This is a genomic window from Paraburkholderia caffeinilytica (genome assembly GCF_003368325.1).
Classification (GTDB): domain Bacteria; phylum Pseudomonadota; class Gammaproteobacteria; order Burkholderiales; family Burkholderiaceae; genus Paraburkholderia; species Paraburkholderia caffeinilytica.
In genome coordinates this window covers 1,058,356-1,073,085 of record NZ_CP031466.1, presented here as the reverse complement: position 1 = coordinate 1,073,085, position 14,730 = coordinate 1,058,356, and the positions used below count along the sequence as shown (strand labels likewise).

Annotated in this window: 14 protein-coding genes and 1 pseudogene; 9 read left to right on the top strand and 6 right to left on the bottom strand. The window is 60.6% G+C overall.

Annotated elements, in window-relative coordinates:
* The first annotated feature begins 1 nt into the window (after position 1).
* The 4 genes and pseudogenes from DSC91_RS04845 (at position 2) to DSC91_RS04825 (ending at position 5,838) form a co-directional block, all read left to right on the top strand.
* Positions 2–2,512: an autotransporter outer membrane beta-barrel domain-containing protein gene (locus DSC91_RS04845; protein ID WP_229758239.1), complete on the top strand. Its 2,511-nt coding sequence runs from the start codon at positions 2–4 to the stop codon at positions 2,510–2,512.
* Between the two features lie 112 nt (positions 2,513–2,624).
* Positions 2,625–2,993, top strand: a pseudogene (locus tag DSC91_RS04840) (LysE family translocator); the annotation flags it as partial.
* Between the two features lie 2,173 nt (positions 2,994–5,166).
* Entirely contained in the window at positions 5,167–5,529 is a 363-nt protein-coding gene (locus DSC91_RS04830) for a type II toxin-antitoxin system RelE/ParE family toxin (protein ID WP_115777076.1), read from the top strand.
* A 21-nt stretch (positions 5,530–5,550) separates the two neighbouring features.
* The gene (locus tag DSC91_RS04825; protein ID WP_115777075.1) at positions 5,551–5,838 is read left to right on the top strand and encodes an XRE family transcriptional regulator; all 288 of its coding nucleotides are present in this window, start codon (positions 5,551–5,553) and stop codon (positions 5,836–5,838) included.
* Between the two features lie 298 nt (positions 5,839–6,136).
* Here DSC91_RS04825 and DSC91_RS04820 read toward each other — a convergent pair whose 3' ends face one another.
* Complete coding sequence (locus DSC91_RS04820; protein ID WP_244218021.1) at positions 6,137–7,828, bottom strand: CPBP family intramembrane glutamic endopeptidase; 1,692 nt, start codon at positions 7,826–7,828, stop codon at positions 6,137–6,139.
* Between the two features lie 347 nt (positions 7,829–8,175).
* Positions 8,176–8,589: a hypothetical protein gene (locus DSC91_RS04815; protein ID WP_175171828.1), complete on the bottom strand. Its 414-nt coding sequence runs from the start codon at positions 8,587–8,589 to the stop codon at positions 8,176–8,178.
* A 625-nt stretch (positions 8,590–9,214) separates the two neighbouring features.
* Between DSC91_RS04815 and DSC91_RS04810 the strand changes: the two genes are divergently transcribed.
* Positions 9,215–9,508, top strand: a complete 294-nt coding sequence (locus DSC91_RS04810) for a methyltransferase family protein (protein WP_229758241.1) — start codon at positions 9,215–9,217, stop codon at positions 9,506–9,508.
* Positions 9,509–9,731: 223 nt separating this feature from the next.
* On the opposite strand, the gene DSC91_RS38485 is transcribed toward DSC91_RS04810, so the two are convergent.
* The 3 genes from DSC91_RS38485 to DSC91_RS04800 are packed head-to-tail and all read right to left on the bottom strand — an operon-like array spanning position 9,732 to position 10,725.
* A complete protein-coding gene (locus tag DSC91_RS38485; protein WP_254597360.1) occupies positions 9,732–9,941 on the bottom strand; it encodes a lipocalin-like domain-containing protein in 210 nt (69 codons plus the stop codon).
* A 28-nt stretch (positions 9,942–9,969) separates the two neighbouring features.
* Complete coding sequence (locus DSC91_RS38480) at positions 9,970–10,161, bottom strand: lipocalin-like domain-containing protein (RefSeq protein ID WP_254597359.1); 192 nt, start codon at positions 10,159–10,161, stop codon at positions 9,970–9,972.
* Between the two features lie 30 nt (positions 10,162–10,191).
* A complete protein-coding gene (locus tag DSC91_RS04800) occupies positions 10,192–10,725 on the bottom strand; it encodes a DUF2867 domain-containing protein (protein ID WP_229758251.1) in 534 nt (177 codons plus the stop codon).
* A 392-nt stretch (positions 10,726–11,117) separates the two neighbouring features.
* On the opposite strand from DSC91_RS04800, the gene DSC91_RS04795 reads away from it, so the two are divergent.
* Positions 11,118–11,558, top strand: a complete 441-nt coding sequence (locus tag DSC91_RS04795; RefSeq protein WP_115777072.1) for a hypothetical protein — start codon at positions 11,118–11,120, stop codon at positions 11,556–11,558.
* 185 nt (positions 11,559–11,743) lie between these two features.
* Here DSC91_RS04795 and DSC91_RS04790 read toward each other — a convergent pair whose 3' ends face one another.
* Positions 11,744–12,700 carry a LysR family transcriptional regulator gene (locus DSC91_RS04790; protein WP_115779694.1) on the bottom strand — a complete coding sequence of 319 codons (957 nt, stop codon included), beginning with the start codon at positions 12,698–12,700 and terminating at the stop codon, positions 11,744–11,746.
* A 169-nt stretch (positions 12,701–12,869) separates the two neighbouring features.
* On the opposite strand from DSC91_RS04790, the gene DSC91_RS04785 reads away from it, so the two are divergent.
* The 3 genes from DSC91_RS04785 (at position 12,870) to DSC91_RS04775 (ending at position 14,674) form a co-directional block, all read left to right on the top strand.
* On the top strand, positions 12,870–13,424 hold the full coding sequence (locus DSC91_RS04785; protein WP_115777071.1) for a flavodoxin family protein: 555 nt from the start codon (positions 12,870–12,872) through the stop codon (positions 13,422–13,424).
* A 111-nt stretch (positions 13,425–13,535) separates the two neighbouring features.
* Complete coding sequence (locus DSC91_RS04780) at positions 13,536–13,835, top strand: superoxide dismutase (protein WP_115777070.1); 300 nt, start codon at positions 13,536–13,538, stop codon at positions 13,833–13,835.
* Between the two features lie 290 nt (positions 13,836–14,125).
* Positions 14,126–14,674, top strand: a complete 549-nt coding sequence (locus tag DSC91_RS04775) for a hypothetical protein (protein ID WP_373291864.1) — start codon at positions 14,126–14,128, stop codon at positions 14,672–14,674.
* The last annotated feature ends 56 nt before the right edge of the window (positions 14,675–14,730 follow it).

The window sequence follows — 14,730 nt, the reverse complement described above, 5'->3', positions numbered from 1 at the left end:
CATGAAGAAGTCTGCAAATCCTGGGTCCAACCAGAAAGCCTTGACGCTCGCCGTGGCCGCGGCACTGGCCGCGATGGCGCCAGCAGCAGCAACGGCCGATACGATCATCAGCACGCCGGTCGTCGGGCGCACGGGATGGACCTCGGGTAACTTCACGGTGACGAACACCGGGAGCGTCAGCAGCACGAATGACATATCGATATCGGCAGGCGGCACGCTTGGCACGCTGACCAACAGCGGCACCATCAGCGCCCCGGGAGGACTCGGCCTCATGATGAACGGCGGCAGTATCGCCGCGATAACCAACAACAGCAGCGGCACGATCAGCGGGGGCACCACCGCGATTTTCCTCAGCTTCGGCACCATTGGTTCGCTGACTAACAGCGGCACGATCAGCGCCACCGGCATAGGCGTCCTCAACGGCGACCCCCTTGCCGCGCTCACAAACAATGCGGGCGGCACCATCAGCGGGGGTGCCTCCGGCATCAACAACTTCGGCACCATCACGGCGCTGACAAACAATGCCGGCGGCACCATCAGCGGGACCACAGGCATCCTCAACACCAGCGGCACGATCAGCACGTTGACCAACAGCGGCCTGATCACCGGCAACACGTTCGCGCTTTTCAACGACGCTTCCAGCACCCTCGGCCCGATCACGAACTCAGGAACGATCGCGGGCAATATCGAGAACGACGCTAGTCAGGATCTGACGATCAACGGCGGCTCGGGGGCGGTATTCGGCACCCTGACCGGCTTTGGCGGCACGACCGGCACGATTACCAACACAGCCTCGAACGTGGTGTTCGGCTCGGGCAACGTGCTTCTCAACGATGCGATCAATGTCGGCTCGAACACGGTCAGCAACGTGGGCGCGACGCTGGCGGTGAACGCGCCGATGACGATCACGGGCAACTACAGCCAGGGGCAGGCAGCCACGCTCCTGATCGGGGTGTCCTCCGGGGCGAGCGCCACTGGCAATCCTACCGACACGGGCTATGGGCGGCTGGTGGTCCAAGGCAACGCGACGATTGCCTCGGGTTCGTCCGTGACGCTCCAGGGCACCGGCGGAGGGTACGGCTTCGCGGCGGGCCAGCGCTTTGTGGTGGTGGATGCCACGGGCACGGGCACCTATAACGCCGGCGCGCTCAAGTATTCGATTACGGGCTACACCGCCACGGTGACGGGCAGCACGGTGGCCGCGAGCGGCCATACCGACCTGGTGGTGACTATCGATAGCGCGCAGCAGAATTCGTCGTCGGGCTCGTCAGGCACCGGCTCGACGAACCCGGGTTCTTCGACGGGCTCGTCAGGTACCGGTACGACGAACCCGGGTTCGTCGGCCCCTTCACCACTGACGGAGGCGTCGCTTGCAACCGCACCGAACGCGGCCGCCTCCCTGCACGGCCTGCTCAGCTACACCGGCGTCACGCAACCGCAGTTGCTGAACCTGTACAACGCCACACTCGCAGCGCTGAGCCAGGACTCGGGCGCGAGCGCAAACCGCGTCGGCCAGCAGCTCAGTCCGGTCAAACCCGCCTCGACCAGCCAGGCGGCATCAGCCTCCACCTTCGATGTGCTGCGTATCGTGGCCGCGCATACGAACAGCCTGCGGCTTGCGCAATCGGGCGGCGGCGAAACGGGCGTCGCCACGGGCGAGGCCGCGCCACAATGGAGCGCGTGGGGCCAGGTATTCGGCGGCCATGCGAGCCAGGGCGCACAGGATGGCGTTGACGGCTACAGCGCCAACTACGGCGGCCTGCTGCTCGGCGTGGACAAGGCGCTCAGTGAGCGTTGGCGTGCGGGGGGCGTGTTCGCCTACAGCAACACGCTCATCGATCAATCGGGCGATACGGCAGGCGACTCCACACGCGTGAACGCGTACGGCCTGATCGGCTATGCGAGCTACACGCATGAACCGTGGTACGTGAACCTGTCGGCGGGTGCAGTGCTACAGCGCTACGACACGACGCGCGTAGTCGACTTCACGGGCTTCTCGGGCGTGGCCAGTGGCCGCTTCGACGGCGAACAGTACGTGGTGCGCGCGGAGGCGGGTTACCCTCTCGCGTTGCGAGGTATGACGCTCACGCCGCTGGCCAGCCTGGCGTATAGCTTCCTGCATCAGGGCAGCTATACGGAAAGCGGCGGCAATGGCGCGGCGCTGTCGGTGGGGACGGCGAACACGTCGTCGGTCAGGAGTGGTTTGGGCTTCAGGCTCGAGCGTGGCTTCGCGACCTCGTACGGCGAGATCGTGCCGGATATCCAGGCGCAATGGATTCACGAGTACGACCGAGCGCGGGTGACAGCCGCAGCCAGCTTCGCGGCCGATACGACTGGACAGACGGCGTTCACGACGGTGGGGCCGACCCCGGTGGCGGATCTGGCCGACGTGTCGCTGGGGGTGACGCTGCTGCGCTCAAACAATCTGACGGTGTCGGCGCGGTATGAGGTGCAGGCAGCACCGCGGTTTGTTTCGCAGACGGGGATTTTGCGGTTACGGCAGTTCTTCTGATCGGGTGGGGTCGTCGGCCTCGAACCCGTCTTATCCGTCCTGGGGCCGGCGGACAGCGAGTACGTCAACGCACTGTCCGTACCCGACGGTTTCCCGGTGATACAGATCCTTGTGGAAGACCTTTCGCGCGTCCCCAATCCCGACTACACCGGCAGGAAGCGAAGCCCGTTTTCCTGTTCGAAAGATTTTCAGGCAGGGCCTGCTAACCAATCTGCTCAATCCGAAGATGGCGTTGTTCGTCCTTGCACTGTTCCCGCAATTTGTGCGTCCGCAAGATGGAGCGGTGGCCGTTCAGATCTTGACGCTCGCGACGGTGCTTAACTTCATCGGACTGGTCGTCAACGGTGTCGTCATACTTTCAGCAAGTCAACTTAGCCGGCGGTGGGCTCGCCGACGCCGTCAGTCGCGGATCCCTCAATATCTGCTTGCGTCAGTTTTCGCCGGATTGGCAGCGAGACTTGCTGTCGCGAGCCGCAATTGAAAAAAGTCTGCCGACCAAACACCATTCATGTGAAGAAGCCGGGGTGATTTAGCAGCACGTTCTAGCGTTTGCTACATCACGCAAAGGTCGTTGTTATCCGGTTGCAAACCCTGAAGCGGACTCACGCTGCGTACCTCATCAAATGCTGCCAAGCGTCTGTTGGATTGTGATCCATGGCGATGCCATGTCCACGATCTCACAGTTCAATTTGGGGTTCGGCCTAACGGGCACAGCGAATGCTTCACCAGCATCGTGTCGTCGCCAACTATTGAGTCGTCGTGGAAAAGCACGCCGCATGGTGACTCCCGCCATCCGTCCGGATCGGCCAGGAAGATGGCGAGCGTTTTCATAGCTCAAAGGCTTACGATAGAAAATCTGGTACACCGCTCCCATTGCCGTGGCGGAACCAGGGGTCGAGCGCGCAGAACGGTCCCGCAGCTCGTTTCGATGAGCACTCCGCGAAGGGAGGGCACATGAACGTAATGAATGGAAGGATCAGACGAAACGATCCGAAGCGTGTTGTCATGTTCAGAACGGCTGAGCTTGCGCATTCGCGTGCAGGTAGCCCGGCTTCAGTCATCAAGGCCGCACCGCCTGCGCGAGGCAAACGCCTTGCGCTTTGGGTTGCGTCGGCAAGCGCATTGGCTGTCGGTGTCATGGGTATCGTCTCGTATGGCGATCTGTTCGACCATGATCAGACGCTCGGGAACATCGGACCCACGTCGCCAGCGCAGCACACGTCCTGGTCGGGTCATGTCGTGCTGCCATCGTCACCTCCCGCTCGCGGAACCGAGGTTGCCAGTGCTGAGCGCGCCCCGCCTGTGTCTTCCGCTCCGTCCGATCACCGCGCTGGACCTACTCCTGATTCTGCTGCGCCGCAGTCGGTTACACGAGGGCCTGGTCCAGCAACCCACGCCGCCACACAGAATCGCCGCCATTCGGCGCCGCACGTGAGAGCAATCGCACGGCATGCGCCCGAGATCACTCGACCCACATTGCAAACGCAACAAGCGTCTTCGTCCGGTGATGTCGAGAGATCATCGTCACCGGTTGACCCGGGAACTGCGATTGACAGTGCTGAGCTCGCGCCGCCTGTGTCTTCCGCTTCGTTCGATCAGCGCGGTGCACCTTCTCCGAATTCTGCTTCACCGCAGTTGGCTGAAGGACAGCCTGTAAGCGGTCACGGCGGAAGCGGTTCGAACGCGGGTGGTTCGGGTGCGGGCGGTTCGGGTGCGGGCGGTTCGGGTGCGGGCGGTTCGGGTGCTGGCGGTTCGAGTGCCGGTGGTTCGGGTGCCGGTGGTTCGAGTGCCGGTGGTTCGGGTGCCGGTGGTTCGGGTGCCGGTGGTTCAGGCGCGGGCGGTTCAGGCGCAGGAGGTTCGGGTGCGGGCGGTTCGGGCGCGGGCGGTTCAGGCGCAGGCGGTTCGGGTGCTAGCGGTTCAGGCGCAGGCGGTTCGGGCGCAGGCGGTTCGGGCGCGGGCGGTTCGGGCGCAGGCGGTTCGGGTGCTGGCGGTTCGGGTGCGGGCGGTTCAGGCGCAGGCGGTCACGGCGCAGGCGGTTCGGGCGCAGGTTCAGGCGGTCACGGCGGTGGGAACGGCGGTGGAAACGGAGGTGGAAACGGAGGTGGGAACGGAGGTGGGAACGGAGGTGGGAACGGAGGTGGAAACGGCGGGTCAAGGTAATCTGCCGCCTTGTTTTCAGCCGCCCTTTCGTTCGTGCAAGAGACGAAGACCACGGCGGCTACCGGACGGGCAATCCCGATTCTATGGAACATGAAGCGTGAGGCCCCTGGCGCATGTCCATCGCCATAGCCGAAGCTCCGATGGCTGCATGCAGCCGGCCGCACCGTTCGGGGCAGTACTGAGAGGCGAATGTCAGCTGCCGCCCCGAAGCGGCCAGTTGGGCTTGCGAAAACCGGCCATTCAAATGTCACGCCCCCGGAAAGGTGTACTTGCATTGACGTACCAATTTTGGCACACTTCATTTGTCGCGTTGCTGGCGCTGCGCGACCCACGTGGGGAAACAGACCCACATTGGCCCTATGAACGAAAGAAACCCCCATCCAGTGTTGCGCAAGAGCGTTATTTGACGACTCTGCAACACCATTTACTTGATGCTTGAAAGGAGAAAGCCATGAATAGCGCCGCGTATAGATTCAAATCCGGAGAATTACAAAATGAAGCAACAACCAACCTTGGTGGTGAGGTTTTTTCGTACGGGCGGAGGGAATGAACCGGTCCGTGAATGGCTAAAGGAACTGGACGCGGCAGAGAAGAAGTTCATCGGCATCGAAATCAAAACGGTGCAGTTTGGATGGCCTATCGGGATGCCGGTTGTCCGCAAGATTCGGAAGGATTTGTGGGAAGTACGCGTGGCGCTGTATAAGCGCATCGCACGTGTCATCTTCACCGTATACGACGGTGAAATGGTTCTGCTTCATGGCTTCATCAAAAAGACGCAGACCTTGGCGAAACAGGACATTGACCTCGCCGAAGAACGTTTGAAAGAAATTCTGCAAGTACGTCCGAAACGTGAATAGTTGCTCGCAATGGAGTGCGATATGGCAAACAAACACGTCGGAAGTGACTTTGACGACTTCCTCCTCGAGGAGGCAATTCTCGAGGAAGCGACTGCCACGGCGATCAAACGCGTGATCGCATGGCAGATCGAACAAGAAATGAAAGCGCAGCACATCACAAAAACTGCGATGGCTGCCAAAATGAGAACTAGTCGTTCCGCACTTAACCGACTGCTAGACGAGACTGATGTTAGTCTCACCCTTACGACCTTGGCGAGCGCTGCTTCGGCGCTCGGCAAGCGGCTGAAATTCGAGCTTAGCAATCCCTGATTCGGACCGGACGCAATATGCGTTCCGCCGGATCGGCGGCTCGCCCCCATTTTTCTCTCGCACAACGATGTTGTGCGGGATTCCTCTCATCATCGACGAATCTCGGACGCACTGGCGTGCGAGTCCGAGCTTGCGGCAATCCACGCCGCAACAGCACAGTTGGGGTCGCGTAAAAGTCACAGTTCGGCATGATTTGGCGAGCAACTTCAGAATTCGAGCGATTGTACGTGCCTGTCCAAAGACTGCTTCCGCACGACCGCCGGCGCGCAACAAGCGTGGTGGCGACGTCCCTGACCGGCTACGCTGCGGCCACACTGTAGACAAAGATCGCGTTATTAATCGCGTGCAACAGGATTGGCATCGACAGCCCCTTCGTCTTCCTGACCAGCCAACCGGCAATCAAGCCCATGACGAACAGGTAAATAAAATTGCGTGCGTCTTCGTGCATACCGGCGAATATCGCAGCCTGCAGCACATTGGCCCAGCCGAAGCTGATATGGCGCGACAATCCTCCTAACAGGCAACCGCGGAACACCAGTTCTTCGATTACTGGCACGAACACTGATAACACCAATAGCGCAAGCGGAATGCCGCCGAGCGCGATTGCACCGTGCGCCAGGTTCACCGCCCACGAGTTCGGAGCAAAGCCGTGCGGCACGTCGTGCCGAGCCAGCAAGTGGGGGATCTGATAGATACCGTACGCGACGACAGGTACCAACATCCACGTCCACGTCCACTTCCATCTTCCACTGCCGAGCCATTCGCGCCATCCGATCAGCCGACCAACTGCCGCTAGCCCGAGCGCGCTGAAAAAGAGTGCCCACAAATGTGAAATCGCAATGCGATTCGAGGCATCGATGCGCACTACGCCGCTGCCGGCCGGCGACAGCGCCGCCGTGCCCATGCGAAAGATTGTGACGAGATAGAGCGCCATGGAAAAGACGCCCAGCCCCCACCATGCGTGCCGCAAACCTATTCGCGCGAAGAGTGGTGTGGACGCTTTTCCGACGCGTTGCCGGACCGTACCACGGTAATGCACCGGGAAGAGCAACAGGCCTGGCGATGCAAGATAGAGCGCGAGCATACCGAACAGGCCGGCCGCGAGTGGGAGCAAATCGGCGCGGGCGGCGATAGCCGGATTGAGGTCAAGCAGATGCGCGTACGCATACGCGAACGGCGTGGCCTTACCGGTCTTCTGGTACTGGTCGCGAATAATATCCGCAGCTATCTTCGCGTCACCCACGTCGAATGCAACATCAAGGCGAAGCTGCTGGTTTTGCGGAGACTCGAATTTATGCGACGCGGCGTCAGCGGTCAGAGCCGCTTCCGCGGCTGCCGAATCGCCGCCACGCTGTAATACACGCGCGGTCGTATAGGCGTCGATCTTGAGTCCTGCGCGTTGGGCGCGATGAAACTCGTCGCTCGCTTCCGTGCCAGGCAGCACTTCGACAGCCGTATTGATGCGTACGGCTTCCTGCCATGGTGTCCTGGCGACGGGTGCCGCCGCCAGCAGCTTTCTGGCATCGCGTGCGCGACCGGTTCTCGCCAGGTACCGTATCGCGTCGATCAGGCGGTCATTGGCCGGATCGAGCTGCACCGCGAGAACCGCCTCTTGCCCGGCCAGGGTGTCGTTTTTCGTGGTCGCGTAACCGCGTGACAACGCGGCATGAAGGCGCGCGCGCTGCGCTGTGCTCCAGCCAGTCGACTTGGCGACGAGCGGCTCGCCATACGCGACCGCATCTGCGCCGAACCGATGTTCGAGCAGATAAAGTGCCGCTTCGGGATCGGTCGCAAACTCCTTGCCGAGCGCGGTGCGACAAACTTCCAGGTCCTTCCCGGCGACCTCGCCCCAGCTCAGATCCTCCGACCACGCGAAGCGCTCGATGAATTTGCATTGCGCGAGAAGAAGCGACACATCGCCGGGGCTTTTGCTCTGGGCCTGACGATAAAGGTCGAGCACCCGCTGGTAGCTGTTCTTTTCCTGTTCCACGACGAATTCGGCGGCCTGCTCCGGCGCGCGGATTTTGTCGGGCGACAGGCGGCCCGCGTCGGCTGCAACGGCATGGCCCGTCAGTAGTGCGCTGCCTGCGATAAGGAGGCAAGATTTAAGGGTTCTAGCGAGCATGGAGGCAGATGGCAGACTGAGCCAATGAGATTGCGGACCCTTTGCGCAGCTGACGTACGCGCTTTGGGTTGCCGAAGCACGCCGACGGCGTATATTCATAGGCATGCTTACCTCTCTGGGACACAGTATTGTTGTTCGCGCCGCAACCAATGGCGCTTGTGGCGCAGACCGCGCCATCAGAAGCGCCGAGTGCCCGGACGATGCCACGCCGGTTACTTGGCGACAACGCCGGCCAGATGCCCAATCCCATCTGCCGTCTGTACACCCACGTTCCTCGCGACAACACCCAGTCCACCCAACACCGTGACGCCTGTGTCGGCCACCTCGAACTCGGTTCCGGCGACCGTGACCGTCCCCTTTATGTGGTCGCTGCCGGCGAGTGCGCCGAAGAGTATCCGAGCCGCAACGGGGCGTGTCTCGAATTCGCTTACGTGAAGTGCGACCGGAGCGCCCGACGCCGTAACCGGAATACCTATCTTCGTCATCTCGGCATGGAAGGCCCCGAGAAGTTCCGTTTTCGCTTCAGAAGAAATGTCGAACGATCCCGTATCGATCTGCAATTCGCTCACACCGCCTGTAAGTGCGGCGCTTACAGCGTGCCCCCGGTCGGCGGGTAGAGTAGTCATAGTTGGCGCTCCGGCACACGCGGCAAGGAGAAGGACGCAGATCGCTGAGAGCGGGATAAAACGCATTTTTGTGTTTCCGGATTTATTGTTAAGAAGTTGATGACCGGCAGTCCCCGGTCAAGGCCTGAGCCACGCGGAGCATTCGAATTTTCAGGCAACACGAGTTTCAGTATTACCATTGGCCTGATGATTGAATATCGGCTGTGGGAGATGACTTCTTTAGCGTTCTCGTATTACTCGGCATCAGTCTGCAATACAAGGAGATGCGCTCCCCGTACGCAACATCGATTGTCGACCCGTCATTATCAATACCAACCCTGCAACGATTTCCCTTCACTGTAGTTGGGCAATTTGACGCGAATTGTCGCCAATCTGGTTGGTAACGTCGAGCGTCTGAAACTGGCCGAACCCAGTCCCACGGCGCACTTAAGAAATCGCCCCCGCTTGCGAGCCGCCGCGACCAGCCCCCCCTTGAAGCGATCGAGCGGCTATCGGCCTATCATAGGCAACCGCCCCCTGGTCACCCTGCTCAGGCGGAAGAGCCGAGCGCCGATCCACGATCTTCCGCCGGAAAAGACGCGGTCTGAATTCTGCTCGCAGGATATTTCGCGAAAGGACTTTGATCATGGACGACATCTCTCCGCAAATCTTCATCGATGCCGTAAGCGGATATCAGAAGACCGCTGCAGTGAAAGCCGCCATAGCGCTCGATCTGTTCACCGCGATCGAGAATGAAAATGGCGAGCTTTCGCGCATAACGAGCCGAGTGCAGGCCTCCGAGCGCGGTGTGCGCATGCTGTGCGATTACCTGACCGTGCACGGGTTTCTGCATCGTGGCGACCGACTGGCAAGCGGTACTGGAGGTCGCGAAGGAACATGCTGCGGCGGCCGGTGTCGGCGCGCACCATCACACGAGTAAGCGTAGCTCCGCTGCCCGCTTCGCCGGAAAGTCTCATTACATTCGAATAGCACGCTGCCTGGCTCTGCGCGACGCACAGGCGGCGCTGTCTGTGCCGCCGCTCACGGCGGCTTGCGGGGCAACCCTGTTTTCATTTGGTCAGCCAAAGGTGGCCGCGTGAATGCCGGACTCATCGTCATGTTGACGACCTGGAAACTAGCACTGCAAACTCAACGTCGCGAAATTACTCGCGTCTAAAGCTGAGAATAGCCCTTCCTATTGGATTTCCCGGCACTAACGGATTCGGCATCCAGGCCGTGCTGACCTCGAGCATGTCTCCATCAAGCTTGTAGAATCGTTCCTGCTCACTGCCGTTCCAGGCTTCATTCCAGGATGCATCAATCTTTGTGATGAACCTATTCTTGTCTATCCGATACCGGCCTGTATAGGCCATCGCAGTGCGGAAGAGTGCCACCACCTTCTCATCTGTGGTCCCTGGCTCCCGCGCCTCTGCGGTAGGTAACCAGCACCATCATTCGCCCATCAGAGCCAAAGACAAGGTACCCATTCGGGTCGGCGCCCCAAGGTTGAATGCGCGCGTTTGAATCCTGAAGCTCAGTAGTAAAAGAAATCAACCGCCAGCAACCGTGGAGTTCAGTGTCGCGCTCAGTCATATTTCCTCCCGTAGCACTGCCAAAGCAAGCTTAAATCCTCATTGCTCGTACTGCCCGTTCCAGATTTGCCCGCACAATCACGCGATGAAACGGCGCAATCGTCGCAAGATAGATTCGCCCCAGTCTGTTATGGCAATGCACCACCGTACCCGCGAGCAGCTCTCGTCCATTTGACGCATCGGCGCGAAGTTGGATGGTGGCGCGGAAGTCGAGATGCCGGTCATCCGCGCCCACTACCAACTCCGTCGCGCTCTTTGACAGCAGCGGCAAAAAACCGATAACCGGCCCGTGCGCCGCTGCGGCAAGACCGACAGCGCGAGACGATTTGACGCCGACTGTCACCATCACAACATCGCGGACACGCGTGAGCGCACGAATCCACCACGCCTGCCGTTCGAACGCGGCGCGTGCCAACACCTCCAGATCATCGCTGGCCTCCGCCGGCAGTCGAATTGCGAAGGCATCCAAAAGGTCCGCGCCGACATAAAGCGGCGCTAGCACGCTGTTGCCAGGCATGGGCACGGCGCGCGCTTTGGTCAAGGTGGTGTTCCGGGGTTGGTTCATGGTGTTCACAGTCTAGTCGTGTCAGCGGCTCATCGATGCAGGCGACCATCGCCAAATCCTGCTCGCGGTCACACACACCACACTGTCAGCCAGGACGGCATCGAGCCGCTGCGGGACGGTCTTCACTAGACGAAGGATCATGCGTCAGGTACGCCGTGGTCGGTGGCGATATCACGATCAATACGTTGCTGCGAGTATGCCCGAAAGCGGATGGCCACGGCAGGCTGCCGGTGGCCGACCGCAACCCGACACCAATGGCGCCGAAAGCGTTTCACTAAAAAACCATCGGTTCATTTTGTTACACCTCTTACCGAGGTCCGGCATGGCGAGTTACAAAAACCTTTCGGAGGACGGTTATACTCGGCGCCGTCCCAAAAACTAAAGACCCTTTTATGTCGAAGAAAATCCTCCAGATTGTTGTCATTGCAGCGCTCACCACTGCAGCGTCGCTACCGGCGGTGGCCGGCGATATGAACAATGCCCTTGGCGGCGCGCTCGGCGGCGTAGCCGGCGCTGCCCTGGGTGGCGCAGTAGGCGGCAGCACGGGTTCTGTCATTGGCGGTGCAGTCGGCGGCGGCGCCGGCGGCGCGATCACGTCGAACCGCCGGGAACGCACGGGCGCCATCATCGGTGGCGCGCTCGGGGGCGGTGCCGGAACAGCGGCAGGCAATGCGATGGGCGGCCGCACGGGCGGCCTCGTCGGCGCGGCCGTGGGCGGCGGCGCGGGCTCAGCGCTTGGCGGTAACATATCGCGGTCCAATTCGTACGCAGACGACTATTCCCGCGGCTACCGACCGGACAAGCGCCATCACAAACGTCGTCACCATGACTGAACGTTGAGCAAAAAACGACGTGGTTCAATCAAAGGTTAAGCTCGAAACGGCGAATACCTTTCGCGGCGTTGCACAGGCGATGCTCATGTGAGCCAGAACCCGCGTTTGATGAACCACGCCAGCCTCTTCAATCGCCATAACGGCGCAAGACTGCGACCGCAGCGACAGAACGGGCCGGCCCCACATCATGCGACGTAAGCGTCCAACGCCTCCAGGGGTACGTGCAGATCCTTGTCTTTCGCGAACGATTCAAGCAGGTGATCCAACGTTGCGCGCACGCGCGGGGCCATCAATGCGCGGTGCGGGTACTGCATGACCATCTCGTAGTTCCCAGGCTCGTGATAGCGACGAAGCACGACCTTTAACGCGCCGGAACACAGGTGTTTCCAGGCGAGATGGACGCCGACCTGCGCAATGCCGACGCTATCGCATGCAGCCTGAACCACCGATTCCGGTGCGGACAACGTCAACACCGCCGCGTCTGCGGGATCGAATGTGGTCGTACTGCCGTCCTCCATCTTGAAGCTCCATGGAGCAACTTGTCCCCCCAGAAACCGCCGTGCGATAACCCTGTGTGCTCGCAGCTCACGGGGAGTCTGTGGCACGCCGTGGTGCACAAGGTATTCGGGAGATGCGACCAGCACCAGGTTCAAACGAAATACGAGGCGCGATACCAGGGCGGAATCCGGAATATTGCCGCCTCTGATCCCGATATCGTAGCCATCACGGACGAGGTCGACCACTCGGTCATCGAAATCGACGGCGACAGACAACGAAGGGTAACGAGACAGCAGCGCGGGCAGCACGGGCATCAATTGCTCGCGCCCGAAGGCCCAGCTCGTCGATATACGGACGCGCCCGCTCGGCACTACACGTTGTGCTGCAACGGTATCGATAGCTGAATCGAGCGCATCAAGTGCGACGCGGGCCTGGCGCAGAAACGCGCCTCCCTCCTCAGTGAGATTAAGCGTGCGAGTTGTCCGGTTCATCAGCCGCACACCCAGAGCTTTCTCGAGGCTGGCGACATTCTTGCTGACTGCCGCCGAGGTAATGCCGAGTACGCGTCCCGCTGCCGCAAAACTGCCTGCGTCTGCTGCCTGAACAAAGGAAAGAATCGCGCGAACGCGTTGCGATAAGTCCACGCCGTCCTCCATGAGTTATGCGCGTACGGTGCGCTCGAAATGCTCTCGAGCAAAATCCCATTATCAACCTTTGGTTGAGAGTAGTTCAACCCGTCCGTAACTTCTGGTTGTGGGTGACGCGACGCAAAATGCGACGTATCGATAAACACACCGCAAAGGAAGGAATGTCATGTTGGTAACCATCGTCTACGACAGTGGCTACGGCCATACGGAAAAGCAGGCACAAGCCGTCGCCGAAGGCATTCGTCGCGTGCCGGGTGCCGAAGCCCGATTGTTCGCAGTCGCCGATGACGAAATTCCTTGGGAGAGTCTGGCCGCCAGCGACGCCATCGTCTTCGGTTCGCCCACATACAACGGCACGATCAGCGCCCGCCTCAAGAAGTTCATGGAGGACTCGACACGTCCGGCCTGGATACCGCAAACGTGGCGCAACAAGATCGCTGCCGGCTTCACCAACTCCGGCGCCCAACACGGCGACAAGCTGAACTCGCTGGTGACCATGGCGCTGTTCGCGGCCCAGCACGGCATGATTTGGGTCGGGCTCGATCTGTTCGCCGGACGTGCGGCGGATGAGCCCAACCGCATCGGTGGATGGTTGGGCGCAATGGCACAGTCCGACGATGTATCCCCCGAGCTCTCTCCCATAGCCAGTGATCTGCAAACCGCCGTCCATCTTGGGCAGCGCGTGGCCGAAGTGGCAAGCCAGTTCAAAACCGGCGTCTGACTGGCACGCCATGATCGTTTCCACGATATGAGGCGATGCGCCCGCTCGCGCTTCAGCGTGTTCCCCCATGCGATCCGCTCGCCGCGCATCATCACAACAAGGAGCATCACCATGAAACTGCTGTGTCTCGACATCCCCCTGCCCGGCGCCAGCCAGGAGAGTTATCAACCTCATCTGGCGGAAGAAACCCGTCACGGCTGGCAGCTCTACAAGAGCGGCATTGTGCGCGACATCTATTTCCGTCAGGACCGTCCGGGTGTCGCGATCATTGTCGAGTGCGACTCGGTGGAAGAAGCGAGGCAAGCCCTGTGTGAGTTCCCGCTCGCCAAGGTCGGGCTCATTGATTGGGACGTCATTCAGCTTGGGCCTTTCCTCGGCTGGGAAATGCTCTTTGATTCCGCTCGCGCATGAGCCAGAACTAGACCGGCGCGCCACAGAAGCGGTCAATCAGTTGAAGGCGCGGAACTGGCAGACGCCCTATTAAAATAAACCGCCGCACGATCTTCAGTTCGCCCCTTATCTGATATCACCAGATCTGTCGCGCGAAGATGTTTTCACAAGAAAATAGCATCGCACCGATTGCATATAGCAGTCTCGCGCCACTTTCGACCTGGCACTCATCGCCGGTTTCCAAAGCCCTCAAATCTTTTCCGGTGCGCCGTGTCCAACTCTCATGCATCGCATCGCGCACGAGGTTCGGCATGACACGGCGCACATCGAAGATCGGCGGTCCTCTTGAACGTCGTCTGGACATGCGGCGTTTCACGCTTGCTTTCGCGTTGACACTTGCCTTGAGCGCCTGCGTTCAACCATGGGACCGCTTCAAGGCCGGCGAGCCGGAATCCGCCGTGACTGCCTCGCTAGGCCAGCCGAAAGAAACCTATGACCTTCCGAATGGCGGCAAGCGTCTGATGTGGCCGACGCAACCGATGGGCGAAACCACCGTCGCCGCGGATATCGATGCGAACGGCAAAGTCGTCGACGTCCGCCAAGTGCTGCAGCCCTTGGAGTTCTATCGCGCGGAGCCGGGAAAATGGACCCGCGCGGACGTGCTCGTCAATTTCGGCCGGCCCGAAGAAACGATGTACCTGTCGCTCGTCAAGCGCGAAGTCTGGACCTACCGGTACCTGGAAGACAACACGTGGTACCAGCTCTTTCACTTCTATTTCGACGACGCCGGCGTGTTGCGCTCGACGCAAAAGAGCCCGGACCCGCTTCACGATCGCTCCGACGAAAATCAGCCGAATTGAGCGACGTCGGCAGCAGGCGCGTTGCTACACGATCGCGAAACGGCGGCGGGCGAAAA